Source organism: Variovorax davisae (assembly GCF_030316845.1).
Taxonomy (GTDB): domain Bacteria; phylum Pseudomonadota; class Gammaproteobacteria; order Burkholderiales; family Burkholderiaceae_C; genus Variovorax; species Variovorax davisae.
In genome coordinates this window covers 77,614-103,702 of sequence record NZ_JASZYS010000019.1, presented here as the reverse complement: position 1 = coordinate 103,702, position 26,089 = coordinate 77,614, and the positions used below count along the sequence as shown (strand labels likewise).

Genomic DNA, 26,089 nt, shown 5'->3' with positions numbered 1-26,089 from the left:
GCGGCCCTCAGCGGCACCAGGCTTCGATCTGGTGCGACAGGTCGAGCCAGAGCGCCTGCAGCGCCACGCCCGCGAGCATCGCGCCCGCCAGCCGCGTGCCCCACTGCTGCGACAGGATGCCGGCGCCCGAGCGCAGGCGCTGCCAGAGCCAGGGCGCCAGCAGCAGCGACACGGCGCTGCCGGCCGCGAACAGCGCCATGACGGCCGCGCCTTCGAGCACGCCGTTGCCCAGCGCCGCCAGCATCAGCGCCGAATACAGCAGGCCGCAGGGCAGCGCGACCCAGAGCGCGCCGGCCGCCAGCACGCCGAAGGGGCTGCGGGTCATGGGCTGCAGCCGCGCCGAGGCCCAGCGTCCGAAGCGGTGCGCCCAGGCGGGCTGCCGGCCCGAGGCGGCGAGCAGCACGCCCCAGGCGAAGACGAAGACATGCAGCAGCAGCCAGGCCGGGCGCAGCGCGCTCACCTGCTGGCCCGCCAGCGCCAGGCCCTGGACGGCCGCGGCCGCCACCGCCCCGGCGGCCGCATAGCCGGCCACCCGCCCCACGTGGAACAAGGCGCCCGCCGGCAGCGCGCGGGCCGGGGCCGGCAGCGCGGCGACGCCGCCCGCCGGCGCCCGCACGATGCGGATCACGCCGGCGCAGGCCGCGCCGCACATGGCGACGCAGTGCGGCCCGCCGGCCAGCCCCATCACGAACGCGGTGGCGAGCAGGGCGGACTGCATCGATCAGGCCGGCGCGGGGGAGCGTGGGGGCTCGTCACACGATGCGCGAGAAGCGCGTGCGGTTGCGGTCGGCCTGGAGGTAGCGGTCGAACACCATGGCGATGGCACGCACGAAGAACCAGCCCAGCGGCGTGACCTCCAGGTGGCGGTCGCTCAGCACCACCAGCCCCTGCGCCGCGAGCGGCGCCAGCGCTTCGAGCTCGGCCGCGAAGCAGCGCGCGAAGTCGACCAGGTGGGCCGAGCCGATGGTCTCGAAGTCGACCCGGCCCTGGCACATGATGGCCATGATCACCGTGCGCCGCAGCACGTCGTCGCGGGTCAGCGCCAGGCCGCGCACCACCGGCAGCCGGCCCTGGTCGAGCAGGTCGTAGTACTCCTCGAGCGTCTTGGCGTTCTGGCTGTAGGTGGCGCCGACCCGGCCGATCGCCGACACGCCCAACGCCACCAGGTCGCAGTCCGGCTGCGTGCTGTAGCCCTGGAAGTTGCGGTGCAGCCGACCCTGCCGCTTGGCCACCGCCAGCGCGTCGTCGGGCAGCGCGAAATGGTCCATGCCGATGTAGACGTAGCCGGCCTCGGTCAGCGCGGCGATCGAGCGCGACAGCATCTCGACCTTGGCCGCGGCGTCGGGCAGCGCCTCGGTCGCGATCCGGCGCTGGGCCTTGAAGCGCTCGGGCAGGTGGGCATAGGCATAGAGCGCGATGCGGTCGGGCCGCAGCGCGCAGACCTGCGCCAGCGTGCGGTCGAAGGAGGAGGCGCTCTGGCGCGGCAGCCCGTAGATGAGGTCGACGTTGACCGAATCGAAGCCCAGGCCGCGGGCCGTCCCCACCAGGTCGAACACCTGCTCGGCCGGCTGGATCCGGTGCACCGCCTTCTGCACGTCGGGGTCGAAATCCTGGACGCCGAAGCTCAGCCGGTTGAAGCCCAGCGCGGCCAGGGTCACGAGGCGCTGGCGGTCGACGGTGCGCGGGTCGATCTCGATCGAATGCTCGCCGTCCGGCGACAGCGTGAAGGCCGCGCGCAGCATGGCCATCAGCGCGCGCAGGCCGTCGTCGTCGAGGAAGGTCGGCGTGCCGCCGCCGAGGTGCAGCTGGCGCACCAGGGCGCCCCGGCCGAGCCGCTCGACCTGCAGCGCGACCTCGCGCGCCAGGTAGCCCAGGTAGTCGCGTCCCTTGCCCTTGTGGCGGGTCACGATCTTGTTGCAGGCGCAGTAGTAGCAGAGCGATTCGCAGAACGGGATGTGGACGTAAAGCGACAGCGCCCGCGCGCTGGCGCCGGTCCGGCCGCGCTGTTCGAGCGCCTGCGCATAGTCCTCGGCCGTGAAGGCGTCGACGAAGCGGTCCGCGGTCGGGTAGGAGGTGTAGCGCGGCCCCGTGCAGTCGAAGCGCCGCAGCACGGACGGCGCGGGCACCTGGAGAGGCGGCGTGAGGACTGGAGCGGAGACGAGGGGCATCGCGGACGCAGGCATGGGCTTTGGTGTGTCACTATGCCGCTGTCGCGATCCGCAAACCTTGACCTGCATCAAGCATCCGGCCCACCCCGCAACGGACAATCACCGCATGACCTCGACTGCATCAATGAAGCCCGAAAATATCAAGGTCGCCTGTTCGAACTGCAACCTGCGCGAGCTGTGCATGCCGGTCGGACTGGCGCCCGGGGAGCTGCAGCGCATCGACGACCTGGTCGCCACGCGGCGCAAGGTCAAGCGGCGCGAGACGCTGTTTCGCAACGGCGAACCCTTCACCTCGCTCTATGCGATCCGCACCGGGGTCTTCAAGACCCGGGTCACCAGCGAGGACGGCCGCGACCAGGTCACGGGCTTCCAGATGGCCGGCGAGATCATCGGCCTCGACGGCATCGTCAACGACCAGCACACCTGCGACGCCGTCGCCCTCGAAGACTCCGAGGTCTGCGTGATGCCCTTCGAACGCATCGAGGAGCTGTCGCGCGAGGTGACGGCGCTGCAGCGCCACGTGCACCAGATCATGAGCCGCGAGATCGTCCGCGAGCACGGCGTGATGCTGCTGCTCGGCAGCATGCGGGCCGAGGAGCGGCTGGCGGCCTTCCTGCTGAACCTGGTGCAGCGGCTGCATGCGCGCGGCTTCTCGCGCTCCGAGCTGGTGCTGCGCATGACCCGCGAGGAGATCGGCAGCTACCTCGGCCTCAAGCTCGAGACGGTGAGCCGGACGCTGTCGAAGTTCGCGGCCGACGGCATGGTCGAGGTCGAGCAGCGCAACGTGCGCATCCTCGACCCCGAGGCGCTGCGCCGCATCGTCAATCCGCCGGGCTGTTGAGCTCGTCGGCCGGCCGGGCCAGCAGCAGCGTCAGCGCGCTGGCGCCCGTGGCCAGCAGCCAGAAGGCAAAGAACCCGGCCGTGTACACCGCCTGGCGCGAGGCGCCCAGCGCCTCGCCTCTCCAGTGCAGGTCGCCCGGGTCGACCATGGCGAACACCAGCACCTCGAGCGCGCAGGCCAGCAGGAAGGCCGGCCAGAGTATCCACATCCAGCGCCGCGCCCGCATGGCTCAGCGCCTCGGCGCCGGCACGTCGGCGCTCGGGGTGGCCGCGTGGTTGCGCCCGGCCACCGCCGGCATCAGCTTCTTGTCGGCCAGCGTGCGGTTGATCTCCACGCCCTTGCGGTAGTAGTCCTCGTCGACCACCGGGTCGGGCGTGCGCAGGGCCAGCCACAGCGTGGCGAAACTGGCGATCACCACCAGGCCCGGCCCGCCGATCACCATCCACACCAGCCCGAAGCGCCACCAGGGTGGACAGGGAAGGGTCGCCTCGTTGCTGCTGCGCTTGTCGCTCATCTCTCGTCTCCTTGGGGCTTGGGATTCATCGCGGGACCAGGAACACGGCCTTCTCGGACACGCTGCCCTGGCCGCCTTCGGCACGGACGTCGAAATACACCTTGTGGGAGCCGGCCGGCGCCGCGCCGTAGGGCAGCTGCAGCCGCACCGCGACCCAGCGCGACTGCGCCGGCGCGACCTCGACCACGGGCTCCGAGGACACGTGCAGCCCCTCGAGGCCGCTGGCCTCGATCCGGTAGCGCTGCACCTGCTCGGTGGCGTTCATGATCTGCAGGCGGTAGACGTTCTCGAGCTGGCCGCCCTCGACGATGCGGGCCAGCGAGGCGCGGTCGCGCACCACATCGACCTTCAGCGGCGTGCGCGTCACCAGGCTCGCCAGCAGGCCGATGCACAGCGCCGCGAGCACCCCGGTGTAGACCAGCACCCGCGGCCGCAGCACGCGGCGCAGCACCTGGCGCGGCGTCCAGCGCCCGGCCATGCCGTTCTGCGTGGCGTAGCGGATCAGGCCGCGCGGGGTCGCCATCTTGTCCATCACGATGTTGCAGGCGTCGACGCACAGGCCGCAGCCGATGCATTCGTACTGCAGGCCCTGGCGGATGTCGATGCCGGTCGGGCACACCTGCACGCACAGCTTGCAGTCGATGCAATGGCCGAGCGTCGACGCGGCAGCGGCCGCGCGGCCCTTGGCGGGCAGGCCGCGCGGTTCGCCGCGTGCCGTGTCGTAGCTCACGATCAGCGTGTCGCGGTCGAACATCGCGCTCTGGAAGCGCGCATAGGGGCACATGTACTTGCACACCTGCTCGCGCATGAAGCCGGCGTTGCCGTAGGTGGCGAAGCCGTAGAACAGCACCCAGAAGACCTCCCAGGAGCCCATCCGGGTCTGCAGGAATTCCATGCCCAGCTCGCGGATCGGCGTGAAGTAGCCGACGAAGGTGAAGCCGGTCCACAGGCCGATCGAGATCCAGACCACGTGCTTGAACCACTTCTTGACCAGCTTCTCGGCCGAGAAGGCGCCGCTGTCGAGCCGCATCCGCGCGATGCGGCTGCCTTCGATCTTCTCCTCGACCCACATGAAGATCTCGGTGTAGACCGTCTGCGGGCAGGCGTAGCCGCACCACAGGCGGCCCGCCACCGCGGTGAACAGGAACAGCGACAGCGCCGAGACCACCAGCAGCCCGGTGAGGTAGATCAGGTCCTGCGGATAGAGCACCAGCCCGAACAGGAAGAAGCGCCGCGCGCCGAGGTCGAACAGCACCGCCTGGCGCTGGCCCCACTCGAGCCAGGGCAGGCCGTAGAACACCAACTGGGTCGCGAACACCAGGGCCCAGCGCCAGCGGGCGAAATAGCCGCTGACGCTGCGCGGATAGATCTTCTTGTGGGCCGCGTAGAGCCCGACGTCCTCGTCGGCCGCCGCGATCGGGATCACGGTGCGCGGCTTGGGCGGCGTCGGCTCGGTCATGGAAGCGCTCATGGGACGACTCGGCCGGGCGGCCTCACTGCCCCGCCACGGCGGCCGACTTGTTGGACAGGCCCCAGACGAAGGCAGTCAGCACGTGGATCTGCGCCTCGGTCAGGCGGCCCTGCTGCGCCGGCATCTGGTTCATCTTGCCGCCGTTGATCATCGCGATGATCGCCTCCTGGCCGTAGCCGTGCAGCCAGATCTTGTCGGCCAGGTTCGGTGCACCGACCGCGGTGTTGCCGACACCCCCGATGCCGTGGCAGGCCGCGCAGGCCGTGAACTTGCTCTTGCCGAGTCCGGCGCGCACCGAATCGTGCGGGCTGTCCGACAGGCTCAGCACGTAGTTGGCGAGGTTCTTCACGTCCTCGGCCGATCCGACCGCCTCGGCCATCGGCGCCATCACGCCGGTGCGGCCGAGGGCAATGGTCTCGTGGATCTTCTCGGGCGTTCCGCCGTGCAGCCAGTCGCCGTCGGTGAGGTTCGGGAAGCCCTTGCTGCCGCGCGCATCCGAACCGTGGCACTGGGCGCAGTTGTTGAGGAACAGGCGCCCGCCGACGGCCATGGCGCCGGCATCGGTGGCGAGCTTCTCGACCGGCTGCGCCGTGTAGGCGGCGTAGACCGGGGCCAGCTCGGCATCGGCCTGGTCCATCGCCTTCTGGTACTCGCCCTGGGTGCTCCAGGCCAGCGTGCCGCGGTAGCTGCCGAGCCCCGGGAACACCACCAGGTAGCCGATGCCGAACACGATGGTGATCACGAACAGGCCCATCCACCAGCGCGGCATCGGGTTGTTCATTTCGCGCAGGTCCTCGTCCCAGACATGGCCGGTGGTGTTGTCGGCGCTCGCCGGGCCGCGGAAGCGGGCCGTCAGCCACAGCAGCAGCGCGCAGGCCAGGATGCCGCCGAGGGCGATCGCGGTGACGAAGTGCGACCAGAAGTCGTTGACGAAGTCGCTCACGACGGGTCCTCCTCGAACGGCAGGCGGGCCGCCTCTTCGAAGGCCTGCGCATTGCGGCGCGAATAGGCCCAGGCCAGGATGCCGATGAAGGTCGCGAACGAGACCAGCGTGGCGGCGATTCGCAGGGTGGTGATGTTGTCCATCGCAGTTGTCCTTACTTGAGTGCCAGGCCGAGCGACTGCAGATAGGCGACGACAGCGTCCATCTCGGTCTTGCCCTTGACCTCGGCCGGCGCGGCCGCGATCTGCTCGTCGGTGTAGGGCACGCCGACCCGGCGCAGCGCCGTCATGTGGGCGGCCGACTGGGCGCCGTCGAGCGGCGCCTTCTCGAGCCAGGCGTAGGCAGGCATGTTCGACTCCGGCACCACGTCGCGCGGGTTGTTGAGGTGGATGCGGTGCCACTCGTCGCTGTACTTGCCGCCCACCCGGTGCAGGTCGGGGCCGGTGCGCTTGCTGCCCCACTGGAACGGATGGTCGTAGACGAACTCGCCGGCCACGGAGTAGTGGCCGTAGCGCAGCGTCTCGGCGCGGAACGGCCGGATCATCTGCGAGTGGCAGTTATAGCAGCCCTCGCGCACGTAGATGTCGCGGCCCGCGAGCTGCAGCGGCGTCAGCGGCTCGACGCCCTGCACCGCCTCGGTGGTCGACTTCTGGAAGAACAGCGGCACGATCTCGACCAGGCCGCCGACCGCGATCACCAGCAGGATCAGCACGATCATCAGGAAGTTGTTGGTCTCAATCTTCTGGTGCGAGAAGCCCGGGGGAATGTTCGAACTCATGGGGGTGTCCTCAGGCGTGGGCCATGGCGGGCTGGGGGATCGGCGAGGGCTTGCTGAAGCCCGAGATCACCGTCATCCAGACGTTCCAGGCCATCACCAGCATGCCGCCCAGGTACAGCAGGCCGCCGAGCACGCGCACCACGTAGTAGGGATAGGTGGCCTTCACGCTTTCGACGAAGGTGTAGGTGAGCGTGCCGTCGGCGTTGATGGCGCGCCACATCAGGCCCTGCATCACGCCGGCGATCCACATCGCGGCGATATAGAGCACGATGCCGATGGTCGACATCCAGAAGTGCAGCTCGATCGCCTTGACGCTGAACATCTCGGTGCGGCCGTACATGCGCGGGATCAGGTAGTACAGCGAGCCCATCGAGATCAGGCCGACCCAGCCGAGCGCGCCGGAGTGCACGTGGCCGACGGTCCAGTCGGTGTAGTGCGAGAGCGCGTTGACGGTCTTGATCGACATCATCGGGCCCTCGAAGGTCGACATGCCGTAGAACGACAGCGAGACGATCAGGAAGCGCAGGATCGGGTCGGTGCGCAGCTTGTGCCAGGCGCCCGAGAGCGTCATCACGCCGTTGATCATGCCGCCCCAGCTCGGCGCCAGCAGGATCAGCGAGAACACCATGCCGATCGACTGGGTCCAGTCGGGCAGCGCCGTGTAGTGCAGGTGGTGCGGGCCGGCCCACATGTAGGTGAAGATCAGGGCCCAGAAGTGGACGATCGACAGCCGGTACGAATACACCGGGCGGCCGGCCTGCTTCGGCACGTAGTAATACATCATCCCGAGGAAGCCGGCGGTCAGGAAGAAGCCGACCGCGTTGTGGCCGTACCACCACTGCACCATCGCGTCCTGCACGCCGGCGTAGGCCGAGTAGCTCTTCATCGCGCCGGCCGGGATGGCCGCGCTGTTGACGATGTGCAGCAGCGCCACCGCGATGATGAAGGCGCCGTAGAACCAGTTGGCGACGTAGATGTGGCGCACGCGGCGCACGCCGATGGTGCCGAAGAAGACGATCGCGTAGGCCACCCAGACGACCGCAATCAGGATGTCGATCGGCCATTCGAGCTCGGCGTATTCCTTGCCGCTGGTGTAGCCCAGCGGCAGGCTGATGGCGGCCGCCACGATCACCGCCTGCCAGCCCCAGAACACGAACGAGGCCAGCGCCGGCGCGAACAGCCGGACCTGGCAGGTGCGCTGCACGACGTGGAAGCTGGTGGCCATGAGCGCGCAGCCGCCGAAGGCGAAGATCACCGCGTTGGTGTGCAGCGGACGCAGCCGCCCGTAGCTGAGCCAGGGGATGCCGAAGTTGAGATCGGGCCAGGCCAGCTGCGAGGCGATGACCACCCCGACCAGCATGCCCACCACCCCCCAGACGACGGACATGAGAGCGAATTGCCGCACCACCGTGTCGCTGTAGACCGGCGCGGAAGAATTCGGAGCATGCATCGCAGAGCCTTTTTTATGTGACTGGCCCAGTGTCCCGGCGCCGACTTGCGGCCGGCTTGATGCAAATCAATCGTTGCGCAGAATGCGCTCGCCTTCGCCCTCGACGTCGTCGAATTGGCCACGGTCCACCGCCCACCAGAGGCCGGCGAGGATGAACAGCACCAGCACCACCGAGAACGGGATCAGCAGGAACAGGATGTCCATCAGGCCGCTCCTGCGCGCAGCGGCCGGCCGGCCAGCCGCGCCGCGTTCAGCACCACCGCCAGCGAGCTGGCGGCCATGCCCAGCCCCGCCAGCCACGGCGGCAGCCAGCCGGCGATCGCCAGCGGCACGCAGACCGCGTTGTAGCCGGCCGCCCACCAGAGGTTCTGCCGCACCACGCGCAGGGTGCGCCGCGCCTGCAAGATGGCGCCGGGAATGACGTCGAGCGACGCCCCGAGGACCACGAAGTCGGCGTTGGCGCGCGCCAGCGGCACCGCGCGGCCGAATGCGAAGGAGGCATGGGCATGGGCGAGCACCGGCCCGTCGTTGAGTCCGTCGCCCACCATCGCGACCGCGCGGCCCTGGGCCTGCAGGTCCTTCAGGCGGGCCAGCTTGTCCTCGGGCGTGCAGTCGCCGAGCACCAACGCGATGCCGGCGCGCTGCGCCACCTCGCGCGCCGCGGCGCCGCTGTCGCCCGACAGCAGCCACACGGCCTGGCCCTGCGCGTCCAGCGCCGACACCGTGGCCGCGGCGTCCTCGCGCAGGTCCTCCGCCAGCACGAAGCTCGCGACCCAGCCCTGGTCGTCGCTCAGATGGACCTGCGCCGCCTGCACGGCCAGCGGCGCGACGCCGCAGAAGGCGGCCGAGCCGAGGCGCAGACGCCGCCCGGCGCTGCCGCCGCCGCGGCTCAGCGTGCCCTCCAGGCCGGCGCCGGCATGCTCGGCGAGCTGCACCGGCACCCAGTCCGGCGCCACCCGGTGCTGGTCGTTCCAGGCCTGCACCAGCGCGCGCGAGGCCGGGTGCAGCGACTGCGCCGCCAGCGCGGCCGCCAGGGCCACCGCATCGCCCGGCCGCATGCCCTGGCGGCAGTAGACCCGGTCGAGTCGCGGCGTGTCGCGGGTCAGCGTGCCGGTCTTGTCGAACACCACGGTGTCGACCGCGGCCAGCGACTCCAGCGCCTGCAGGTTGCGCACCAGCACGCCGCCGCGCGCCAAGGTGCCGGCGCTCGCCAGCATCGCCGCCGGGGTGGCCAGCGACAGCGCGCAGGGACAGGTCACGATCAGCACCGCCACCGCGACCATCAAGGCCTTGCCCGGGTCCACCTGCCACCAGTACGCGGCGGCCCCGGCCGCCGCCGCCAGCACCGCGAGCAGGAAGGGGCGCGCCGCGCGATCGGCCAGGCGGGCGAGCCGCGGCTTCTGCAGCGAGGCGTTCTCCATCAACGCGACGATCTGGGCGAAGCGGGTGTCGGGCCCGAGCGCCTCGACCCGCACCTCGACCACCGCGCCGACGTTGTGGCTGCCGGCCAGCACCCGGGCACCGCAGGGACGCGCGACCGGCCGCGACTCGCCGGTGATCAGCGCCTCGTCGGCCGCGGTGTCGCCCGCGACCACCCGGCCATCGGCCGGGAAGGCCTCGCCGGGCAGCACGCGCAGCAGGTCGCCGAGCGCCAGCCGCCGCACCGCGACGCGCTCGAACTCGCCATCGGCGCGGCGCCGCAGCACGCTGTCGGGCAGCCGGTTCATCAGGGCGTCAAGCGCTCCGGCGGTGCGGTCGCGCAGCCGCGACTCGAGCCAGCGCCCGGTCAGCAGGAAGAACACGAACATGGTCAGCGAATCGAAATAGAGTTCGTGGCCCAGCGGCCCTTCGGGATCGAAGGTGGCCGCGCTGCTGACGACGAAGGTGATCGCCATGCCGAGCGCCACCGGCAGGTCCATGCCGATGCGGCGCTGCCTCAGGTCGCGCCAGGCGCTGCGGAAGAAGGGGGTGCAGGAGAACAGCACGACCGGCAGCGTGAGCACCCACGAAGCCCAGCGCAGCAGCTGGGCGGCATCGGCCGACATGTCGCCGGGGCGGGCGATGTAGGCCGGGTAGGCATACATCATGACCTGCATCATGCAGAAGCCGGCCACCAGCCAGCGCCAGAGCGCGACCCGCGATTCGCGCGCGCGGCGCGCGCTCGCCAGCATGTCGCCGGCCGGCACCAGCCGGTAGCCGGCGGCGGCGGAGGCCTCGAACCAGCGCGAAGGCTTGACCTTGGCGGCCGACCAGACCACCCGGGCGCGCCGGCTGGCCGCATTGACCTCGGCCGAGACCACGCCCGGCACCTGCATCAGCGCCGCCTCGACCGTGAACGCGCAGGCCGCGCAGTGCATGCCCTCGACCACGACCTGCGACTCCCAGCGTGCCGCGGCATCGCCCGGCGCGAGCGCCCGCCCGAAGCCCGGCCATTCCGCCGGATCGTCGAGCAGCGCCCAGGCCGGCGGCGCAGCGGCAGGCAAGCCAGGGGCGAGGGAGAGCACGGCTTCCATGCCCCGAGGCTAGCGGGCATGGCGCGGCGCGACTTGACCTGGATCAAAGGCCGGCGCCGCGGCCCTGTCTAGAAGCGGTAGCCGACCCCGACGCCGAACAGCCAGGGGTCGAGCTTCACGGTCGACAGCTTCTGGCCCCACTGGGTCACGTCGGCGCTGATCTGCACCTTCTTGACGTCGAAATTCAGGAACACGTTCTTGGCGATCGCGATGTCGACGCCGGCGCCCAGGGCGAGGCCGAAGCTGCTGTTGTCGAGCTGGAGGGGCCCCACCGTGGGCACCGCCAGCTTGACCGAGCTGATGCGCGTGTAGTTCAGGCCGGCGCCGACATAGGGACGGACCGTCGCCTCGGGCAGGAAGTGGTATTGCAGCATCAGGGTGGGCGGCAGGTGCTTGAAGGTGCCGATGTCGACCGGGCCGCCCAGCGCGCTCTGCTCGACCGTCACGGTCTGCTTCTGCGGCACGGTCAGCACCAGCTCGGCGGCGATGTGGGGCGTGAAGAAGTAGCTGATGTCGACTTCGGGAATGGTCTTGTCGTTGACCGTGATCGCGTCGCGCGGGACCGCCAGCGCGGGAATCGGGTCGGACTTGTCGGCCATGTCGAGGCGCACGGCGCGGGCGCGGATCAGCCAGTTGCCCTGTGCCTCCTGGGCCGCTGCGGGCAGGCTGCACATGACGCCGAGGGACGCGCCGACGATGGCGCGCGTGAGGAGACTTCCCATGGTTTCTTTCTTTTGCAGTGACGGCCGGTCGACGTGACCGGCTCGCCAGGGAGTGTCGGCAAGCGCTCCTGGCGCGTCCTTGATCCAGGTCACGGGACCTTGGCGGCGAGTCATCACAATCGGGCGGTCGACGCGCACCCTCGCGCGCGCCATTTTTTTCTGGAGAACCTTTGCTCATGCTTCGCTACCGTCTCGCCGCCCTCGCCGTGCTGGCCTTCGCCTGCGTCCCCGCCCTCGCCGCCGACTGCACGGTCGAGATCGAAGGCAACGACGCGATGCAGTTCAACAAGCCCGCCATCGAGGTCAGCCAGTCCTGCAAGGAGTTCACGGTCAAGCTCAAGCACAGCGGCAAGATGCCCAAGCAGGCCATGGGCCACAACTGGGTGCTGGTGAAGACCGCCGACGTGCAGGCGGTCGCCAACGACGGCATCGCCGCCGGCGCGGCCAAGGACTACGTCAAGGCCGGCGACGCCCGCGTCGTGGCCCACACGAAGATCGTCGGCGGCGGCGAGAGCGACAGCGTGAGCTTCGCTCCGGCCAAGCTGGCCGCCGACGGCAGCTACACCTACTTCTGCTCCTTCCCCGGCCATTCGGCGCTCATGAAGGGCACGCTCAAGCTGGTCAAGTGAGCGAAGGGCTTTCATGAAACGCCCTTCTGGGCGTATCGTGGCGACCCCAACCTTCAAATCTGGAGACACCGCACATGGCCACCAGCAAGTCGAGCACCACCGCCGCGAAGAAGACGCGTCCGGCCGGCATCCCCACGCCGGCCGACGTCCAGGAAGCCTTCGTCAAGCCGCTCAAGGGCATGGCCGAGCGACTGCAGAACCTGCCGCTGGCGGGTGCCGCGGGGGCGATCGTCGAGAGCGGGCGCAAGGACCTCCAGGCGCTGGTCAAGGCCAACGAGAAGTCCTACGAGGGACTGCAGGCCGTGGTGCAGCGCCAGACCGAGATGCTCAAGACCTCGATCGAGGAATGGCAGGGCACCATGAAGGGACTGTCGGGCAAGGACCCGCGCGAGGGCTTCGCCAAGCTCGACGCCATGGGCAAGGCGGCCTTCAAGCAGGCGCTGGACGACATCCGCGAGCTGTCCGAAATGGCGGCCAGGTCGCAGGCCGACGCCTTCGAGGTGGTGCGCGAGCGCATCCGCACCAACGTCGACGAGGTCAGCAAGCTGCTGCAACCGAAGAAATAGCAGGCCTTGGCGGCTTGATCCGCGTTTGTCCTGCGCAATATCGAGAAATAGGTCCGTGACTGGCGCCGCAGGAAGCGTACATTGGTGCGATTCCTCAGCGATTGGAACGAACCAGCATGGCATCGAATTCTCAGACGCGCATTTCGGAACGGGCCGCCAGCGAGGCCGCAGCGCGCGAGCGGCTGCGGCAGGCCCTGCCCGCCACGGTCGATCATCTGCAGAACCACCAGGCAGACCGGATCGACGACAACGACATCGATGCCTACGTGCGACTCAACTGGCTCGAATGGCACGGCGGCGGGCTGCGGCTCACGATCACCGGGCGCAATGTCTGCGCCCAGCTCACGCCGACCGCCTGATGTAGCCCCCACGCTCCCCCACTTCGTGTGGGTCGCTGCCCCCCGAGGGGGCCGCAGGCCGCCTTGGGGCGGCCCGGCGCCGGCCTGACCGTCTCACTGGCCGATGACGATCTGGGCGATCAGCCCGGTCGCCGCGGCGGCCAGCACGAAGTCGCCACCCACTCCCATCCACTGGTAGCCGCGCGGCGGCGGCTGCAGGCGGTGCCCGCGCCAGTCGTTGACGACGTACTGGCGGCCGCGGTATTCGTTCGGCACGCGCCCGCCGCGGCGCCATTCGGCGTGCGGATTCGGATAGGCGCGATGGTCGAATCGGGCCGGACCCGGGCGGTAGGCGCTTCGGGGATCGGGGCGGTAGTGGGGACCCGGGCGGTAGTCGGGACGGGCGTCGGCGTGATGGCCGGACTGTGCCCGGTCATCGCGGTCGGGTCCGCGATCGAAGCGGCGATCCTGCGCGAAGGCGCTTCCCGCCATGCACATCGCGAGCGCTGCGGCGGCAGCGGCCATGCTCTTTGACTTGATCATTGTCGGAACTCCTTCTGCGTTGATGAGGAGTCCAGTGTGGAAGCCGAAGGTGTCGCGCATGCGCGCCGCATGTACGCGCCACGTGAAGCAAGGTAAAGCCGCGCCGGGCCGCGTGCACCGGCGGCGGCGCCGTTTCAGGGCGCAGTGCCTTGCGGTCCGACCGCCGGCGCGGCCGGCTTGCGGCTGCCGGCGGGCGTGATCTTGCGGCCCAGGGCCTCGCCCCAGCGGCGCACCGGCGCGCTGGCGCGCTCGGCCGTGTGGTCGACGCCTTGCCGGGTCGCATGGGCGCCGCGCTCGATGCCGCGGCCGGCGGCGTCGCTGCCGCGCTCGATGCCGTTCAGCACCTTGCTCTCGGCGCCTTGTGCGGACAGCGGCAGCAGCGCGATGGCACCCAGCAGGGCCAGCGCCGCGGCTGCGACGCGTGGGCGGGGTTTGCTCGTCGGGGACATGGGCTCGATCTCCTTGGGCGTCTCGAATTCAATCCTGGGGCTCGGCCGCGGCCCGCGCCATGCGTTCGCTCTTCCAGTAGACGTCGTCGCCGCCATCGACGCGGTTGAGCACCCGCGCGAGCACGAACAGCAGGTCGCTCAGGCGGTTGAGATAGTGGCGCAGCGCGGCGTTGACCTCCTGCTGCGCGCCCAGCGCCACCACCGCGCGCTCGGCGCGCCGGGCCACGGTGCGGCAGACATGGGCCAGCGAAGCGGCGCGGGTGCCGGCGGGCAGGATGAATTCGGCCAGCCGCGGCAGCGCCGCGTTGTGCTCGGCCAGCGCGTTGTCGAGCTGCAGCAGGGCCTCGGCCTTGAGCAGCGTGTAGCCCGGCATCGACAGTTCGCCGCCGAGGTTGAACAGTTGGTGCTGCACGTCGACCAGCAGTTCGCGCACCGCGGCCGGCATCGGCTCGCACAGCAGCACGCCGATCTGCGAATTGAGCTCGTCGACGTCGCCCATCGCGTGCACGCGCAGGTGGTCCTTGGGGACGCGGGTGTTGTCGCCGAGGCCGGTGCTGCCGTCGTCGCCGGTGCGCGTCGCGATCTGTGTCAGGCGGTTGCCCATGGGTGTGGTCTCTGCTGCGGGTTGAGGAAGCGGTTCGTAGAATGTTAGACCCTTCAGGAGACCGCCCCGATGAATGCGCCCACCGCCCCCTCCCATCTCACGCCCGAGATCGCGCTGCGCGCGGTGCCCGACGCCCTGATCGAGTCGCTGAAGACCCGCTTCGGCGAGCGCTGCTCGACCGCGCTGGCGGTGCGCACCCAGCACGGCCGCGACGAATCCTCCTTTGACGCCCCGCCGCCCTCGGCGGTGGTCTTCGCCGAGAGCACGCAGGACGTGGCCGATGCGGTCGCGCTGGCCAGCGCGCACAGCGTGCCGGTCATTCCCTTCGGCGTCGGCTCCTCGCTCGAAGGCCATCTGCTGGCGGTCCAGGGCGGCATCAGCATCGACGTCAGCCGCATGAACCGCGTGCTGTCGATCAACGCCGACGACCTCACGGTGACCGTGCAGCCCGGCGTCACGCGCAAGCAGCTCAACGACGAGATCAAGAGCACCGGCCTCTTCTTCCCGATCGACCCGGGCGCCGATGCCTCGATCGGCGGCATGGCGGCCACCCGCGCCAGCGGCACCAACGCGGTCCGCTACGGCACCATGCGCGAGAACGTGCTGGCGCTCGAGGTGGTCACGGCCAGCGGCGAGGTGATCCGCACCGGGACCCGGGCCAAGAAGTCCTCGGCCGGCTACGACCTGACCCGGCTGATCGTCGGCAGCGAAGGCACGCTCGGCGTGATCACCGAAGTCACCTTGCGCATCTATCCGCTGCCCGAGGCGGTATCGGCCGCGATCTGCTCGTTCCCGAGCATCGAGGCGGCGGTGCGCACCACCATCGAGATCATCCAGCTGGGCGTGCCGATCGCGCGGGTCGAGCTGATCGACGTCAACACGGTGCGCATGGTCAACGCCTACGCCAAGCTCGGCCTGCGCGAGGAGCCGATGCTGCTGATGGAGTTCCACGGCTCGCCGGCCGGCGTCAAGGAGCAGGCCGAGACGGTGCAGGAACTGGCCAGCGGCCATGGCGGCAAGGCCTTCGAATGGGCCAGCACGCCCGAGGAGCGCACCCGGCTCTGGACCGCGCGCCACAACAGCTACTTCGCGGCGGTGCAGTCGCGCCCCGGCTGCCGCGTGATCTCCACCGACACCTGCGTGCCGATCTCCCGGCTGGCCGACTGCCTGCTCGAATCGGTGGCCGAAGCCGATGCCAGCGGCATCCCCTACTTCCTGGTCGGCCATGTCGGCGACGGCAACTTCCACTTCGGCTATTTGCTCGATCCCAACCTGCCCGAGGAGCGCGTGACCGCCGAGAAGCTCAACCATGCGCTGGTCTCGCGCGCCCTGGCGCTCGAGGGCACCTGCACCGGCGAGCACGGCGTCGGCCTGCACAAGATGGACTTCCTGGTGACCGAGGCGGGCGCGGGCGCGATCGACATGATGCGCACCATCAAGCGCGCGCTCGACCCGAAGAACATCATGAATCCGGGCAAGATTTTTCAGTTGTGAGACCTTGTGGGACAGACCAACAAACTGCGCAGCAGTTTTTGCTCTGTCCTCAACTGATCAAGCGCCATGAAAAAAACCCGGCCACTCGCCAGAGCGGCCGGGTTTTTCGCACCCTGAGCGTTGCCCTATTTTTGCGTGTTGCTGCTGCCGCGGCGAGCCGGTGCCGGTTGCGGCGCCGAGGTCTGCGACGGCGGTGCCGCGCCGTCCACGCCCAGCCGGCCGCCGCCGCCCAGGCCCTGGCCCTGCACCGTCTGCGCCTTGTAGTTGCGCAGCGAGATGACCATCTGGTTGAACGCGTCCATGAAGGCGGCGCTGATCACCTTGCCCTGGGCCGTGTTGGTGTAACCGCCCAGCGCGCCGCCGGCGCTGCCGCCGAAGACCGAGCCGAAGGCGCCGAAGTCGGTCTTCGAGGCGCTGCCCTCCGAGGCCGCGACCTGCACCCCCGAGCGGTTGTCGATCAGGGTCAGCATCGCGCTGGCTTCCTTGGTCTGCATGCTGCCGCCGACCGCCGACAGCACGCCGCTGTAGCGCCCGCCGACCAGGCCGCCCAGCGCACCGCCCATGCCGCCCGCGTTCTGGTTGCTGAAGACGATCTCGGGCGACATGCCGTAGTCGGAGGCGACCATCTGGCCGGCGCCGAAGTTGCTGCCCTGGCGCATCTCGCCGGATTGCGACAACTGGCGCTCGCGCGACATGGCGTTCATGCCGGCCGCCCCGCGCTCGACCACCACGAAGCAGTTCGACTGCTGGATCAGCAGCCGCAGCAGGTTGGAGGTGGGCGGCAGCTTGTATTCGTTGCGCAGGATGGTGTACCAGCCGGCCGACTGGTTCTCGACCAGCGACACCGTGCCCAGCGGCGAGGCGCACTTCTCGAGCGCGCCGCTGGTGTTGGCGCTGGCACTGCCCGCGGCGCTGCCGGTGGCCACCGTCTTGGCGCTCTGGCTGCCCATCTGCATGTCGGTGGTTTCGCAGCCCGCGAGCAGCATCGCAGCCGCGGCCATGGCGGCCCATGGCTTTCCGAGTTGTCCCATGTGATTCCCCTCTTAGAACTTTTGATTTAAAAGTTGTAGCGGGAGCATAGGGCGGGTAACTGGTTGAAATCAATTCAACCAGAAGCAAGGGACGCCGGACGGCGAACTAGGCCGTTTGGCGGATGCGGTCGATGAGGCCGTTGAGCGCGTCGAGCGAGCCGAAGTGGATCGCCAGTTCGCCGCTCTCCTCCACCTTGCCGCCGCGCCGGGTGCGCTTCTTGATGCGGACTTCGACCTCGGCCGCCAGCAGGTCGGCCAGTTCCTCCTCGACCCGCAGCAGGTCGCGCGACTTCTCGGCGCTGCCGCGCCGCGGCGAGGGCGTGAGGCTGAACTCGGCCGCCAGTTTCTTGACCAGCGCCTCGGCCTCGCGCACCGACATCTTCTTGGCCGCGATCTGGTTGGCGGCGGTGATCTGCGTGCCCTTGTCGAGCGACAGCAGCGCGCGGGCATGGCCCATGTCGATGTCGCCAGCCATCAGCATGGCCTGGGCGGGCTCGGCCAGGTTGAGCAGGCGCAGCAGGTTGCTGGCCGCGCTGCGCGAGCGCCCCACGGCCTGGGCCGCGGACTCGTGAGTAAGCCCAAACTCTTGCACCAGCCTTTGCAAGCCCTGCGCTTCTTCGAGCGGATTGAGGTCTTCGCGCTGGATGTTCTCGATCAGCGACATGGCGGCGGCGGCCTCATCGGGCACGTCGCGCACCAGCACCGGCACGCTTTCCAGGCCGGCCAGGCCGGCGGCACGGAAACGCCGCTCGCCAGCGATGATCTCGAACTCGGCCTTCTTCTCGCGCGCCGCGTCGCTGTCGAGCCGGCGCACCAGGATCGGCTGCATGATGCCCTGCGCCTTGATGCTTTCGGCCAGCTCGTAGAGCGCGCCCTCGTCCATCCGCGTGCGCGGCTGGTAGACACCCGGCACCATCTGGTCGAGCTGCAGGGTAGTCGGGTTCGGCGCCACCGAGTCGTCGTTGACCGCGGTGTCCGGGCCGTTGAAGGTCGGGCCCAGCAGGGCCTCGAGCCCGCGGCCGAGGCCCTTTGGTTTTTTGGTGGCCATGGAGGTCATTCGTCTTTCAGTAGTTCGTTCAGCAGTGCGCGGCCTTCGGGCCAGTCGCCCAGCCCGGATTCCCCATTGAGGTGGCCGCGGGCGCCGGCATCGATGAAGCGGGCGCCCCAGTCACGCGCCATCTGGCGCGAATGGGCGGCGTCGCAGTACGGGTCGTCCTGGCCGGCGATCATCAGCGAAGGAAATGGCAGCGGCCGGCGCACGATCGGCGCCCAGCCCGGGATCATCTGGCGCAGGTCGTCGCGTTCCAGGTCGCCGGGCGCCACCAGCAGCGCCGCCCGCACCTTGGCCGTGTGGCCCGAGTGCGCGGCCCAGGCGGCCACCAGGATGCAGCCCAGGCTGTGCGCGACCAGCACGACCGGGCCGGCGGCGGCCAGCACCTCTTCGTCGAGCCGGGCGCACCAGTCGCCGCGCAGCGGCCGCATCCAGTCGTGCTGCTCGACCCGGTGGTCGCCATGAAGCGCTTCCCAGCGGCTCTGCCAGTGCGCTTCGTCGCTGTTCTGCCAGCCGGGCAGCAGCAGGATCTTCGGGGCGGTCAAAGGCTGTCCGGCAGTTGGACCGCCACCGGCGGCGCATCCATCGGGGCGGGCACGGGCGGGCTGGCGGATTCCGGCACCAGCGCGCTGGCTGGCGGCATCTTGTCCACCAGTTCCTGGGCAAAGGCGACGAAGGCGAGGCTGCCCTTGGCCGGCGGATCGAACACCACGCCCGGCAAGCCATAGCTCGGCGCTTCGGCCAGGCGCACGTTGCGCGGGATCACGGTGTCGAACACCTTGTCGCCGAAGTGGGCTTTCAGCTGCTCGCTCACCTGCTGCTGCAGGGTGATGCGGGGGTCGAACATCACGCGCAGCAAGCCGATGATCTGCAGGTTCTTGTTGAGGTTGGCGTGCACCTGCTTGATCGTGTTGACCAGGTCGGTCAGCCCCTCCAGCGCGAAGTACTCGCACTGCATCGGCACGATGACGCCGTGCGCGGCACACAGTCCGTTGAGCGTGAGCAGGCTCAGGCTGGGCGGGCAATCGATCAGGATGTAGTCGTATTCGGCGCCGACCGCGGCCAGGGCGGTGCGCAGGCGCTTCTCGCGCCGGTCGAGGGCGACCATCTCCACTTCGGCACCGGCCAGTTCGCGGTTGGCGCCAAGGATGTCGTAGCCGCAGGCCTCGGATCGCACCCGCGCCTCGGCGACCGACGCCGATTCGAGCAGGACGTCGTACACCGTGGTCTCCAGCTGGCGCTTGTCGATGCCCGAGCCCATGGTGGCGTTGCCCTGGGGGTCGAGATCGATCATCAGGACCCGCTGCCCGACCTTGGCCAGGCCGGCCGCCAGATTCACCGTGGTCGTGGTCTTCCCGACGCCGCCCTTCTGGTTCGCGATGCAGAAAATCTTGGCCATGTCAGCGGGAGATCGCCAGTTTGAAGCCGAAGGCGATCAGGAACACACCGGCCAGCTTGCCCAGCGCGCCCGAAACCTTGGGGTTGGCGCGCAGGCGCTCGGCCAGGAAATAGGTCAGCAAGGTCACGATCAGGCCGTACATGAAGGTCAGGAAGGCGATCGTGGCGGCCATGGCGCCGAAAGTGGCGAGGCCCTGATGCTGGCTGGGATCGATGAAGAGCGGGAAGAAGGCCATGTAGAACACGATGGCCTTGGGATTGAGCAAGGTGATGGTCACGGCCTGCTGGAAGTACTGGCGCGGCCGGATGTTCAGGATCGGGGCCGCGCCGGGCTTGGCCCGGATCATCTTGAGGCCCAGCCAGGCCAGGTAGGCGGCGCCCAGCCATTGGACGGCGCTGAAGGCGGCCGGGTAGGCGGTCAGCAAGGCGGCGACGCCGGCCACGGCGGCCCACATCAGCACTTGGTCGCCCGCGATCACCCCGAAAGTGGCGGCCAGGCCGCCGCGGATGCCCCCTTTGCCGGTCGAAGTGATCAGTGCGAGGTTGCCAGGCCCGGGAATCGCGAGAAAAAGAACGATGGCCGCGACGAACGCGCCGTAATCAGCGATGCCGAACATGGAAAGTACCTCAATGGGGAGTGCGTCGAGTCTAAGCGAGGTCGACGCGCGCAGCGCCGGTCAGGCGCCGGGTTTTCGCATCCAGACGATGCAACGCTCGGCGTCCAGCCCCGGAACCGTGAGTTGTTCCACGTGAAACACCTCGGAGCCGGCCGGGAGCTGGGCGATTTCGTCGTCGGGCGCCCTGCCCTTCATGGCCATCCACTTGCCTTGTGGCGCCAGCAGATGTTGCGAGCCCGAGACGAAGTCCGCCAGCGAGGCGAAGGCGCGCGAGCTGATCAGCGCATAGCTGCCCTGGAGCGCCTCCACGCGGGCGTGCAACCCGCGCAGGTTCTTCAAGCGCAGCTCCGACGCCACCTGCTGGACGAAGGCCGCCTTCTTGGACACCGCATCGAGGCAGGTGACCTGGATGTCGTCGCGCAGGATGGCGATCACCACGCCGGGCAGGCCCGCACCGGCGCCAACGTCCAGCAAACTCGCGGCTTCTGGACACTCGCGCCGCAGCGGCGTGACCACCGATAGGCTGTCGAGCAGATGGTGCGTGAGCACCGTCGCCGGGTCGCGCAGCGCGGTCAGGTTGTAGACCTTGTTCCACTTGAGGATCAGGGCGCCGTAGGCCAGCAGGCGTTCGCATTGGATGTCGGTCAGGGCCAGGCCCAGCGCGGCCGAGCCTTCGCGCAGCAGTTGCTCTTGGCTCATTCGGCGGCCGGGGATTCTGCTTCGACCGGATCGCGGGCGAACGCCTGGTGCCCACCCTTTCGGAGATGGATCATCAGCAGCGAGATGGCGGCGGGCGTCACGCCGGAGATGCGCGAGGCCATGCCCAGCGTCTCGGGCCGGTGCTTGGCCAGCTTCTGCCGGACTTCGAAGCTCAGCGCCTTGACCTGGCTGTAGTCGAAGGTCGCGGGCAGCTGAAGCTTCTCGAAATGGGCGGCGCGCTCGACTTCGTCGTGCTGGCGGTCGATGTAGCCGGAATACTTGGCGGCAATCTCGATCTGCTCGATCTCGACCGCACCGGGAGCCTCGGGCGCGCCGTATTTTCCGCCGTCCAGCGACATCAGCGAGGCGTAGCTGACATTCGGCCGGCGCAGCAGGTCACCCAGGTTGTACTCGTGGTCGATCGCCTTGCCCAGCACCCGCTCAGACTCGGCGGCCGGAAGGTTGCGCGGGTTGACCCAGATCGAGCGCAGCCGCTCTGTTTCACGTGAAACAACGTCGCGCTTGCGCGAGAAGGCGTCCCAGCGGGCATCGTCGACCAGGCCCAGCTTGCGGCCCGCCTCGGTCAGGCGCATGTCGGCGTTGTCCTCGCGCAGCTGCAAACGGAACTCCGCCCGGCTCGTGAACATGCGGTACGGCTCGGTCACGCCCTTGTTGATCAGGTCGTCGACCAGCACGCCGAGGTAGGCCTCGTCGCGCCGCGGCAGCCAGGCGGCTTCGCCCCGGCATTGCAGCGCCGCGTTGATGCCGGCGAACAGCCCTTGCGCCGCCGCTTCTTCGTAGCCGGTGGTGCCGTTGATCTGACCGGCGAAGAACAGGCCCTGGATCGCCCGCGTCTCGAAATTGCTCTTGAGCTCACGCGGATCGAAGTAGTCGTATTCGATGGCGTAGCCCGGCCGCAGGATGTGCGCGTTCTCCAGGCCGGCCATCGAGCGCACCAGCTGGTACTGGATGTCGAACGGCAGGCTGGTCGAGATCCCGTTGGGATAGACCTCGTGGGTGGTCAGTCCTTCGGGCTCGAGGAAGATCTGGTGGCTCTCCTTGTCGGCAAAGCGATTGATCTTGTCCTCCACGCTCGGGCAGTAGCGCGGGCCGATGCCGTCGATCTTGCCTGTGAACATGGGGCTGCGATCGAAGCCCGAGCGGATGATGTCGTGGGTGCGGGCATTGGTGTTCGTGATCCAGCACGGCACCTGCTGTGGATGCATCTCGGCCCGGCCCATGAAGCTGAACACCGGCATCGGGCCGGCGCCGCCCGGCATTCCGTCGCCGGGCTGTTCCGTGCACTTCGAGAAATCGATGGTCCGGCCATCGAGCCGCGGCGGGGTCCCGGTCTTCAGGCGCCCTTGGGGCAGCTTGAGTTCCTTGAGCCGGGCCGACAGGCTGACCGCCGGCGGGTCCCCGGCCCGGCCGGCCTGGTAGTTGTCGAGGCCGACATGGATGCGCCCGTCCAGGAAGGTGCCGGCCGTGAGCACCACCGCCCGCGCCCGGAAGGCGATGCCCACCTGCGTGATGGCGCCCACCACGCGGTCGCCCTCGATCATGAGGTCGTCGACCGCCTGCTGGAACAGCGACAGGTTCGGCTGGTTCTCGAGCCGGCGGCGGATCGCCGCCTTGTACAGGATGCGGTCGGCCTGCGCCCGCGTGGCCCGCACCGCCGGCCCCTTGCTCGAATTGAGGATCCGGAACTGGATCCCGCCCTCGTCCGTCGCGATCCCCATCGCGCCGCCGAGCGCGTCGACCTCCTTCACCAGATGGCCCTTGCCGATGCCGCCGATCGACGGGTTGCAGCTCATCTGACCCAGGGTCTCGATGTTGTGGGTCAGCAGCAAGGTGCGAGCGCCCATGCGGGCGGAGGCCAGCGCGGCTTCGGTGCCGGCATGGCCGCCGCCGACGACGATCACATCGAATTCTTCGGGGTACAGCATGGGATGGGGCGCACCACGCGTGCGCGCTCGGGAAGGGGCCGTGATTTTAATCGCCGACGCGCTTCCGTGCTGCCGTGAGGACAAGGCGACCTGGTCCATGCCTCGCGCCCGTGGGCCATCGGCATTGGTCTTGATGCTATCATTTTGATAGCATCTCGCACTTAGTCGAGGGCGCTGACCTCGTGCGCCGACACCAGCTCCTGCGGCGGGATCGCCACCGGCTTCTCGATGCCCACGATCTGGCCGCTGGGGCGCGGCTCGGCGGGGGCGCCCTGGCGCTCGTCCTGCAGTTCGCGCACGCTCAGCGTCTTGCCCGTCATGGCCACTTGGCCGAAGAGGGTGCAGAAGGCCACGTCCTTGGCGTCGCGGCCTGTGCCGACGCGCACCAGGCGGTCGACCGGCGCCATCCGCGTGGCATCGAAGAGCACCCATTGCCCGCCCAGCCAGGCTTCGAACACGGCATGGAAGTCCTGCGGCGGCTCGTCGAACCAGACGTAGCCCACCACCAGCCGGGCCGGGATGTTGAGCGCCCGGCAGAAGGTGATGCCGAGGTGCGCGAAGTCGCGGCAGACCCCGGCGCGCTCGACGAAGACCTCGCGCGCCGTGGTGGTCGAGTCGCTGCTGCCCGGCTCGTAGGTGATGCTGTCGTGGATCCAGTCCACGATCGCCTGCACCCGCCCGATGCCGGGTGCCAGGTCGCCGAACAGCTGGAGCGCGCAGCGCGACATCAGGTCCGACTCGCAATAGCGGCTGGGCATCAGGTAGTGGAGGATCTCGTTCGGCACCTCGTTGACCGGCACTTCCGCCAGGTCGGTCGGCACCTCCGCCCAGGCGCGCTGCACATGGGCCTTGTAGCGGATCCTGAGCGGTCCGGGCGCGGCATCGAAGCGCACGAAGCGGTTGCCGCTGCCCTCGTCGCAGAAGGCCTGCAGCGGCACCGCGGGCTCGATCACCAGGTCCTCGCTCAGCAGCGCCTGCGCGCCGCACCGGGCGGCCTCGATGTTGAGCAGCAGGTGCGAAGGGGCGGCGACCTCGTATTCGAGCAGCGCGTCGATGTGCGAGAAGTGCATGGCGTTGGGGCGCTCAGTCCAGCGCCTTCTTCACCGCGCCCACGCCGAGGGCGGCCAGCACGAGGAAGACGACCGCGAGCACCAGGAACAGCCCGAACAGCACCTTGGCGATGCCGGCCGCGCCGGCAGCGACGCCGCCGAACCCCAGGGCACCGGCAATCAACGAGATGACGGCAAAGACGATGGCGTACTTCAACATGAGTGGACTCCTTGCACGACGGACGCCCGTCGCGGTGCCCGCAAGCTTAGGAACACGCGAGCGGCGGCCCCATAGTCGCGGCGCCCAAGGCACCGTAGGACAAAAACGCGCGCCGTGAAACCGCTAGCATCGCTGTCGCGTCGTCAAGAACGCGTCCAGAACGCATTTCGCCTTTTCACAGGAGTTTTTCGAATGAAGCTGTACTACTCGCCGGGCGCCTGCTCGCTGTCGCCCCACATCGCCCTGCGCGAAGCGGGCCTCGCCTTCGAACCGGTGCTCGCCAGCACCAAGAGCCACAAGCTGCAGGATGGCACCGACTACTACGGCATCAACCCGCTGGGCTACGTGCCGATGCTCGAACTCGACGACGGTACGCGCCTGCGCGAAGGCCCGGCCATCCTGCAGTACATCGCCGACCTGGCGCCGACCAAGAACCTGGCGCCGGCCAACGGCACGATGCCGCGCTACCGGCTGCAGGAATGGCTGACCTTCATCGGCACCGAGATCCACAAGAGCTTCTCGCCGCTGTTCAATGCGGGCATGCCGGAAGAAGGCAAGACCATCTCCAAGACCAAGCTGCGCTCGCGCTACGAATGGCTCGACAGCCAGCTGGCCGAGAAGGACTACCTGATGGGCGACACTTTCAGCGTCGCCGACGGCTACCTGTTCGCGGTCACCAACTGGGCCAAGCCCACCGGCGTCGACATCGCCGACCTGGCGAAGCTCAACGCCTGGCACGCCCGGGTGGCTGCCCGCCCGGCGGTCCAGGATGCGTTGAAGGCAGAAGGCCTCCTGAAGTAATCTGTTGGAGCTTCAAGCCGGCCGTTGACGCCAGGCGAGCAAGGCGCCCGCCCACAGCGTGAGGGCCGACGCGACCAGGCCGCCGGCGAGGCCGCCGCGACCGTCGGAGATCCAGCCGGTCACGGTCGGGCCGACGATCTGGCCGAGCGCGAAGACGATCGTGAACGCGCTGATGCCGGCCGCCCATTGCGCGGCCGGCAGGTTGTGCCGCACCAGCGCCGTGGTCGACGCCACCACCGACAGGAAGACGGCACCGAACATCAGGCCCGAGGCCAAGGTGAGGGGCCACGCCGGACTGAGCACCGGCAGCACGGTCGCCACGCCGAGCAGCGCATTCAGCAGCGCCTGCGGGCCGCCGCCGCGGAAGCGGTCGAGCAGGCCGGCCCACAAGCGCGCCGATGCCACGCAGGCGACGCCCAGCAGGGCGTAGAACAGCGTGACGTCGCCGGGGCTCGCGCCCTGCTCGCGCAGCAGCGCGATGACGAAAGTCATGTAGCCGATGTAGCCGGCACCGAACAGCGCATAGCCCGCCAGCGCCCAGCCGAAGCGCCGGACCGGCCAGGCCGGCCGACCCGCGACGGGGGCCGGTGTCGCAGCCGCGGCGGCGGCGCCCTCCCCCGGCAACGCGCGCACCGCGAGCGCCAGCACCGCGGTGGCCGCGCCGCTGGCCAGCGCCAGCGCCCACCAGGCCCAGGCCCAGCCATGCGCAACCCCGGCCACGGCCTCCAGCACCGCGGGCACCAGCAGCGCCGACAGCGTGATGCCGAAGCCGGTGCCGCCGTAGTAGAGCCCCAGCAGCAGCCCCGCGCGCGACGGCTGGGCGCTGCCGAGCCGGGCCGCCAGCAGGCCGCCCGAGACGAACACCCAGGCGCTGGCCAGGCCGGCCAGCAGGCGCTGCAGCAGCAGCGCCTGCGCCGACACGAAGAAGCCGCTGGCCGCCATGAAGAGGCTGGCCGCCACCGCGCCGCCGACCAGCAGCCGCACCGCGCCGAAGCGCTGCATCAGCGCCGGCGTCAGCAGCGCGCCCAGCAGGTAGCCGGCGGCATTGGCGGTGTTCATGCCGCCGGCCAGGGCATAGCTCCATCCCAGGTCCGCGCGCATCGGCGGCAGCAGCAGGCCATACGAGAAGCGCGTGATGCCGAGCGAGACGGCCGCCCCCAGCGACAGCGCCAGTGCGAGACGGAGGGCTTGGGCGGGCGTGAGCGAGGCGGGCGGCGAAGGCATGCGGATCCGCCCATTCTGCGGCAGGGCCTA

The 26,089-nt window shown here is 69.5% G+C and carries 31 protein-coding genes; 6 read left to right on the top strand and 25 right to left on the bottom strand.

The genetic code is table 11. The annotated features are described in order from the left end of the window. Positions 1 to 7: 7 nt before the first annotated feature. A complete protein-coding gene (locus QTI33_RS31495; RefSeq protein ID WP_286510502.1) occupies positions 8 to 718 on the bottom strand; it encodes a sulfite exporter TauE/SafE family protein in 711 nt (236 codons plus the stop codon). A 34-nt stretch (positions 719 to 752) separates the two neighbouring features. Next, positions 753 to 2,168 (bottom strand): oxygen-independent coproporphyrinogen III oxidase, encoded by a 1,416-nt coding sequence (hemN, locus tag QTI33_RS31490; protein WP_286510501.1) that lies wholly within the window; start codon positions 2,166 to 2,168, stop codon positions 753 to 755. Positions 2,169 to 2,292: 124 nt separating this feature from the next. Between hemN and fnr the strand changes: the two genes are divergently transcribed. Then, positions 2,293 to 3,009, top strand: a complete 717-nt coding sequence (fnr, locus tag QTI33_RS31485) for a fumarate/nitrate reduction transcriptional regulator Fnr (RefSeq protein WP_286510500.1) — start codon at positions 2,293 to 2,295, stop codon at positions 3,007 to 3,009. Here the strand turns inward: fnr and QTI33_RS31480 are convergent. The 10 genes from QTI33_RS31480 to QTI33_RS31435 form a co-directional block, all read right to left on the bottom strand. Beyond that, on the bottom strand, positions 2,990 to 3,217 hold the full coding sequence (locus QTI33_RS31480; protein ID WP_353506366.1) for a hypothetical protein: 228 nt from the start codon (positions 3,215 to 3,217) through the stop codon (positions 2,990 to 2,992). The two genes, fnr and QTI33_RS31480, sit on opposite strands and share 20 nt — an antisense overlap. A gap of 21 nt (positions 3,218 to 3,238) precedes the next feature. After that, positions 3,239 to 3,523, bottom strand: a complete 285-nt coding sequence (locus QTI33_RS31475) for a FixH family protein (RefSeq protein WP_286510498.1) — start codon at positions 3,521 to 3,523, stop codon at positions 3,239 to 3,241. A 25-nt stretch (positions 3,524 to 3,548) separates the two neighbouring features. Next, positions 3,549 to 4,994, bottom strand: a complete 1,446-nt coding sequence (gene ccoG, locus QTI33_RS31470; protein ID WP_444814918.1) for a cytochrome c oxidase accessory protein CcoG — start codon at positions 4,992 to 4,994, stop codon at positions 3,549 to 3,551. Between the two features lie 22 nt (positions 4,995 to 5,016). Next, a complete protein-coding gene (gene ccoP, locus QTI33_RS31465; RefSeq protein WP_286510497.1) occupies positions 5,017 to 5,937 on the bottom strand; it encodes a cytochrome-c oxidase, cbb3-type subunit III in 921 nt (306 codons plus the stop codon). Next, the gene (locus QTI33_RS31460) at positions 5,934 to 6,080 is read right to left on the bottom strand and encodes a cbb3-type cytochrome oxidase subunit 3 (protein WP_286510496.1); all 147 of its coding nucleotides are present in this window, start codon (positions 6,078 to 6,080) and stop codon (positions 5,934 to 5,936) included. The genes ccoP and QTI33_RS31460 overlap by 4 nt, the downstream gene beginning before the upstream one ends. Positions 6,081 to 6,091: 11 nt before the next feature. Next, on the bottom strand, positions 6,092 to 6,715 hold the full coding sequence (gene ccoO / locus QTI33_RS31455; protein ID WP_286510495.1) for a cytochrome-c oxidase, cbb3-type subunit II: 624 nt from the start codon (positions 6,713 to 6,715) through the stop codon (positions 6,092 to 6,094). Positions 6,716 to 6,725: 10 nt separating this feature from the next. Continuing rightward, the gene (gene ccoN, locus QTI33_RS31450) at positions 6,726 to 8,165 is read right to left on the bottom strand and encodes a cytochrome-c oxidase, cbb3-type subunit I (RefSeq protein ID WP_286510494.1); all 1,440 of its coding nucleotides are present in this window, start codon (positions 8,163 to 8,165) and stop codon (positions 6,726 to 6,728) included. A 66-nt stretch (positions 8,166 to 8,231) separates the two neighbouring features. Continuing rightward, on the bottom strand, positions 8,232 to 8,369 hold the full coding sequence (gene ccoS, locus QTI33_RS31445; protein ID WP_286372281.1) for a cbb3-type cytochrome oxidase assembly protein CcoS: 138 nt from the start codon (positions 8,367 to 8,369) through the stop codon (positions 8,232 to 8,234). Then, positions 8,369 to 10,678 (bottom strand): heavy metal translocating P-type ATPase, encoded by a 2,310-nt coding sequence (locus tag QTI33_RS31440; RefSeq protein WP_286510493.1) that lies wholly within the window; start codon positions 10,676 to 10,678, stop codon positions 8,369 to 8,371. The genes ccoS and QTI33_RS31440 overlap by 1 nt, the downstream gene beginning before the upstream one ends. Positions 10,679 to 10,746: 68 nt before the next feature. After that, complete coding sequence (locus QTI33_RS31435; protein ID WP_444814917.1) at positions 10,747 to 11,400, bottom strand: OmpW/AlkL family protein; 654 nt, start codon at positions 11,398 to 11,400, stop codon at positions 10,747 to 10,749. Positions 11,401 to 11,576: 176 nt separating this feature from the next. Here QTI33_RS31435 and azu point away from each other — a divergent pair, with 176 nt between their 5' ends. From azu to QTI33_RS31420, 3 genes are all read left to right on the top strand, one after another. Then, positions 11,577 to 12,029, top strand: coding sequence for an azurin (azu, locus tag QTI33_RS31430; protein ID WP_286510492.1), 453 nt, complete (start codon positions 11,577 to 11,579; stop codon positions 12,027 to 12,029). A 74-nt stretch (positions 12,030 to 12,103) separates the two neighbouring features. Next, positions 12,104 to 12,595 carry a phasin family protein gene (locus QTI33_RS31425; protein ID WP_286510491.1) on the top strand — a complete coding sequence of 164 codons (492 nt, stop codon included), beginning with the start codon at positions 12,104 to 12,106 and terminating at the stop codon, positions 12,593 to 12,595. 116 nt (positions 12,596 to 12,711) lie between these two features. Further along, positions 12,712 to 12,954, top strand: coding sequence for a hypothetical protein (locus tag QTI33_RS31420; protein WP_286510490.1), 243 nt, complete (start codon positions 12,712 to 12,714; stop codon positions 12,952 to 12,954). 93 nt (positions 12,955 to 13,047) lie between these two features. On the opposite strand, the gene QTI33_RS31415 is transcribed toward QTI33_RS31420, so the two are convergent. The 3 genes from QTI33_RS31415 to QTI33_RS31405 all read right to left on the bottom strand — a co-directional run bounded on the left by QTI33_RS31415 (position 13,048) and on the right by QTI33_RS31405 (position 14,529). After that, complete coding sequence (locus QTI33_RS31415) at positions 13,048 to 13,476, bottom strand: RcnB family protein (protein ID WP_286510489.1); 429 nt, start codon at positions 13,474 to 13,476, stop codon at positions 13,048 to 13,050. A gap of 134 nt (positions 13,477 to 13,610) precedes the next feature. Continuing rightward, the gene (locus tag QTI33_RS31410; protein WP_286510488.1) at positions 13,611 to 13,925 is read right to left on the bottom strand and encodes a hypothetical protein; all 315 of its coding nucleotides are present in this window, start codon (positions 13,923 to 13,925) and stop codon (positions 13,611 to 13,613) included. A 28-nt stretch (positions 13,926 to 13,953) separates the two neighbouring features. Next, positions 13,954 to 14,529, bottom strand: a complete 576-nt coding sequence (locus QTI33_RS31405) for a cob(I)yrinic acid a,c-diamide adenosyltransferase (protein WP_286510487.1) — start codon at positions 14,527 to 14,529, stop codon at positions 13,954 to 13,956. 69 nt (positions 14,530 to 14,598) lie between these two features. Here QTI33_RS31405 and QTI33_RS31400 point away from each other — a divergent pair, with 69 nt between their 5' ends. After that, positions 14,599 to 16,023, top strand: coding sequence for an FAD-binding oxidoreductase (locus QTI33_RS31400; RefSeq protein ID WP_286510486.1), 1,425 nt, complete (start codon positions 14,599 to 14,601; stop codon positions 16,021 to 16,023). 125 nt (positions 16,024 to 16,148) lie between these two features. Here the strand turns inward: QTI33_RS31400 and QTI33_RS31395 are convergent, their stop codons facing one another. The 9 genes from QTI33_RS31395 to QTI33_RS31355 form a co-directional block, all read right to left on the bottom strand. After that, positions 16,149 to 17,054 carry a CsgG/HfaB family protein gene (locus QTI33_RS31395; RefSeq protein WP_286510485.1) on the bottom strand — a complete coding sequence of 302 codons (906 nt, stop codon included), beginning with the start codon at positions 17,052 to 17,054 and terminating at the stop codon, positions 16,149 to 16,151. A 106-nt stretch (positions 17,055 to 17,160) separates the two neighbouring features. Further along, positions 17,161 to 18,102: a ParB/RepB/Spo0J family partition protein gene (locus QTI33_RS31390; protein WP_286510484.1), complete on the bottom strand. Its 942-nt coding sequence runs from the start codon at positions 18,100 to 18,102 to the stop codon at positions 17,161 to 17,163. 5 nt (positions 18,103 to 18,107) lie between these two features. After that, positions 18,108 to 18,650: an RBBP9/YdeN family alpha/beta hydrolase gene (locus tag QTI33_RS31385; protein WP_286510483.1), complete on the bottom strand. Its 543-nt coding sequence runs from the start codon at positions 18,648 to 18,650 to the stop codon at positions 18,108 to 18,110. Next, the gene (locus QTI33_RS31380; protein ID WP_286510482.1) at positions 18,647 to 19,504 is read right to left on the bottom strand and encodes a ParA family protein; all 858 of its coding nucleotides are present in this window, start codon (positions 19,502 to 19,504) and stop codon (positions 18,647 to 18,649) included. Before QTI33_RS31380 ends, QTI33_RS31385 begins: the two co-directional genes overlap by 4 nt. 1 nt (position 19,505) lies before the next feature. Then, positions 19,506 to 20,120 carry a LysE family transporter gene (locus tag QTI33_RS31375; RefSeq protein WP_286510481.1) on the bottom strand — a complete coding sequence of 205 codons (615 nt, stop codon included), beginning with the start codon at positions 20,118 to 20,120 and terminating at the stop codon, positions 19,506 to 19,508. A gap of 60 nt (positions 20,121 to 20,180) precedes the next feature. Beyond that, positions 20,181 to 20,819 (bottom strand): 16S rRNA (guanine(527)-N(7))-methyltransferase RsmG, encoded by a 639-nt coding sequence (rsmG, locus tag QTI33_RS31370; protein ID WP_286510480.1) that lies wholly within the window; start codon positions 20,817 to 20,819, stop codon positions 20,181 to 20,183. Continuing rightward, on the bottom strand, positions 20,816 to 22,765 hold the full coding sequence (gene mnmG / locus QTI33_RS31365; protein WP_286510479.1) for a tRNA uridine-5-carboxymethylaminomethyl(34) synthesis enzyme MnmG: 1,950 nt from the start codon (positions 22,763 to 22,765) through the stop codon (positions 20,816 to 20,818). Before mnmG ends, rsmG begins: the two co-directional genes overlap by 4 nt. 161 nt (positions 22,766 to 22,926) lie before the next feature. Further along, positions 22,927 to 23,835: a transglutaminase-like domain-containing protein gene (locus QTI33_RS31360; protein WP_286510478.1), complete on the bottom strand. Its 909-nt coding sequence runs from the start codon at positions 23,833 to 23,835 to the stop codon at positions 22,927 to 22,929. Positions 23,836 to 23,848: 13 nt separating this feature from the next. Beyond that, positions 23,849 to 24,034 carry a DUF1328 family protein gene (locus tag QTI33_RS31355; protein ID WP_286510477.1) on the bottom strand — a complete coding sequence of 62 codons (186 nt, stop codon included), beginning with the start codon at positions 24,032 to 24,034 and terminating at the stop codon, positions 23,849 to 23,851. Positions 24,035 to 24,226: 192 nt separating this feature from the next. Here QTI33_RS31355 and gstA point away from each other — a divergent pair, with 192 nt between their 5' ends. Continuing rightward, positions 24,227 to 24,835, top strand: a complete 609-nt coding sequence (gene gstA / locus QTI33_RS31350) for a glutathione transferase GstA (RefSeq protein WP_286510476.1) — start codon at positions 24,227 to 24,229, stop codon at positions 24,833 to 24,835. Between the two features lie 12 nt (positions 24,836 to 24,847). Here gstA and QTI33_RS31345 read toward each other — a convergent pair whose 3' ends face one another. Continuing rightward, a complete protein-coding gene (locus QTI33_RS31345; RefSeq protein ID WP_286510475.1) occupies positions 24,848 to 26,059 on the bottom strand; it encodes a YbfB/YjiJ family MFS transporter in 1,212 nt (403 codons plus the stop codon). Positions 26,060 to 26,089 lie beyond the last annotated feature (30 nt).

Bases quoted from the DNA above. Each gene is read 5' to 3' on its own strand.
- QTI33_RS31440 (WP_286510493.1), bottom strand. From the start codon at position 10,678: ATGGAAGCCGTGCTCTCCCTCGCCCCTGGCTTGCCTGCCGCTGCGCCG.
- mnmG (WP_286510479.1), bottom strand. From the start codon at position 22,765: ATGCTGTACCCCGAAGAATTCGATGTGATCGTCGTCGGCGGCGGCCAT.
- ccoO (WP_286510495.1), bottom strand. From the start codon at position 6,715: ATGAGTTCGAACATTCCCCCGGGCTTCTCGCACCAGAAGATTGAGACC.
- QTI33_RS31375 (WP_286510481.1), bottom strand. From the start codon at position 20,120: ATGTTCGGCATCGCTGATTACGGCGCGTTCGTCGCGGCCATCGTTCTT.
- QTI33_RS31435 (WP_444814917.1), bottom strand. From the start codon at position 11,400: ATGGGAAGTCTCCTCACGCGCGCCATCGTCGGCGCGTCCCTCGGCGTC.
- ccoG (WP_444814918.1), bottom strand. From the start codon at position 4,994: ATGAGCGCTTCCATGACCGAGCCGACGCCGCCCAAGCCGCGCACCGTG.
- QTI33_RS31425 (WP_286510491.1), top strand. From the start codon at position 12,104: ATGGCCACCAGCAAGTCGAGCACCACCGCCGCGAAGAAGACGCGTCCG.
- QTI33_RS31405 (WP_286510487.1), bottom strand. From the start codon at position 14,529: ATGGGCAACCGCCTGACACAGATCGCGACGCGCACCGGCGACGACGGC.
- QTI33_RS31460 (WP_286510496.1), bottom strand. From the start codon at position 6,080: ATGGACAACATCACCACCCTGCGAATCGCCGCCACGCTGGTCTCGTTC.
- QTI33_RS31480 (WP_353506366.1), bottom strand. From the start codon at position 3,217: ATGTGGATACTCTGGCCGGCCTTCCTGCTGGCCTGCGCGCTCGAGGTG.
- QTI33_RS31380 (WP_286510482.1), bottom strand. From the start codon at position 19,504: ATGGCCAAGATTTTCTGCATCGCGAACCAGAAGGGCGGCGTCGGGAAG.
- QTI33_RS31355 (WP_286510477.1), bottom strand. From the start codon at position 24,034: ATGTTGAAGTACGCCATCGTCTTTGCCGTCATCTCGTTGATTGCCGGT.
- QTI33_RS31420 (WP_286510490.1), top strand. From the start codon at position 12,712: ATGGCATCGAATTCTCAGACGCGCATTTCGGAACGGGCCGCCAGCGAG.
- QTI33_RS31415 (WP_286510489.1), bottom strand. From the start codon at position 13,476: ATGATCAAGTCAAAGAGCATGGCCGCTGCCGCCGCAGCGCTCGCGATG.
- gstA (WP_286510476.1), top strand. From the start codon at position 24,227: ATGAAGCTGTACTACTCGCCGGGCGCCTGCTCGCTGTCGCCCCACATC.
- QTI33_RS31410 (WP_286510488.1), bottom strand. From the start codon at position 13,925: ATGTCCCCGACGAGCAAACCCCGCCCACGCGTCGCAGCCGCGGCGCTG.
- fnr (WP_286510500.1), top strand. From the start codon at position 2,293: ATGAAGCCCGAAAATATCAAGGTCGCCTGTTCGAACTGCAACCTGCGC.
- QTI33_RS31345 (WP_286510475.1), bottom strand. From the start codon at position 26,059: ATGCCTTCGCCGCCCGCCTCGCTCACGCCCGCCCAAGCCCTCCGTCTC.
- QTI33_RS31475 (WP_286510498.1), bottom strand. From the start codon at position 3,523: ATGAGCGACAAGCGCAGCAGCAACGAGGCGACCCTTCCCTGTCCACCC.
- azu (WP_286510492.1), top strand. From the start codon at position 11,577: ATGCTTCGCTACCGTCTCGCCGCCCTCGCCGTGCTGGCCTTCGCCTGC.
- rsmG (WP_286510480.1), bottom strand. From the start codon at position 20,819: ATGAGCCAAGAGCAACTGCTGCGCGAAGGCTCGGCCGCGCTGGGCCTG.
- ccoS (WP_286372281.1), bottom strand. From the start codon at position 8,369: ATGGACATCCTGTTCCTGCTGATCCCGTTCTCGGTGGTGCTGGTGCTG.
- QTI33_RS31495 (WP_286510502.1), bottom strand. From the start codon at position 718: ATGCAGTCCGCCCTGCTCGCCACCGCGTTCGTGATGGGGCTGGCCGGC.
- QTI33_RS31390 (WP_286510484.1), bottom strand. From the start codon at position 18,102: ATGGCCACCAAAAAACCAAAGGGCCTCGGCCGCGGGCTCGAGGCCCTG.
- hemN (WP_286510501.1), bottom strand. From the start codon at position 2,168: ATGCCCCTCGTCTCCGCTCCAGTCCTCACGCCGCCTCTCCAGGTGCCC.
- QTI33_RS31400 (WP_286510486.1), top strand. From the start codon at position 14,599: ATGAATGCGCCCACCGCCCCCTCCCATCTCACGCCCGAGATCGCGCTG.
- ccoN (WP_286510494.1), bottom strand. From the start codon at position 8,165: ATGCATGCTCCGAATTCTTCCGCGCCGGTCTACAGCGACACGGTGGTG.
- QTI33_RS31360 (WP_286510478.1), bottom strand. From the start codon at position 23,835: ATGCACTTCTCGCACATCGACGCGCTGCTCGAATACGAGGTCGCCGCC.
- QTI33_RS31395 (WP_286510485.1), bottom strand. From the start codon at position 17,054: ATGGGACAACTCGGAAAGCCATGGGCCGCCATGGCCGCGGCTGCGATG.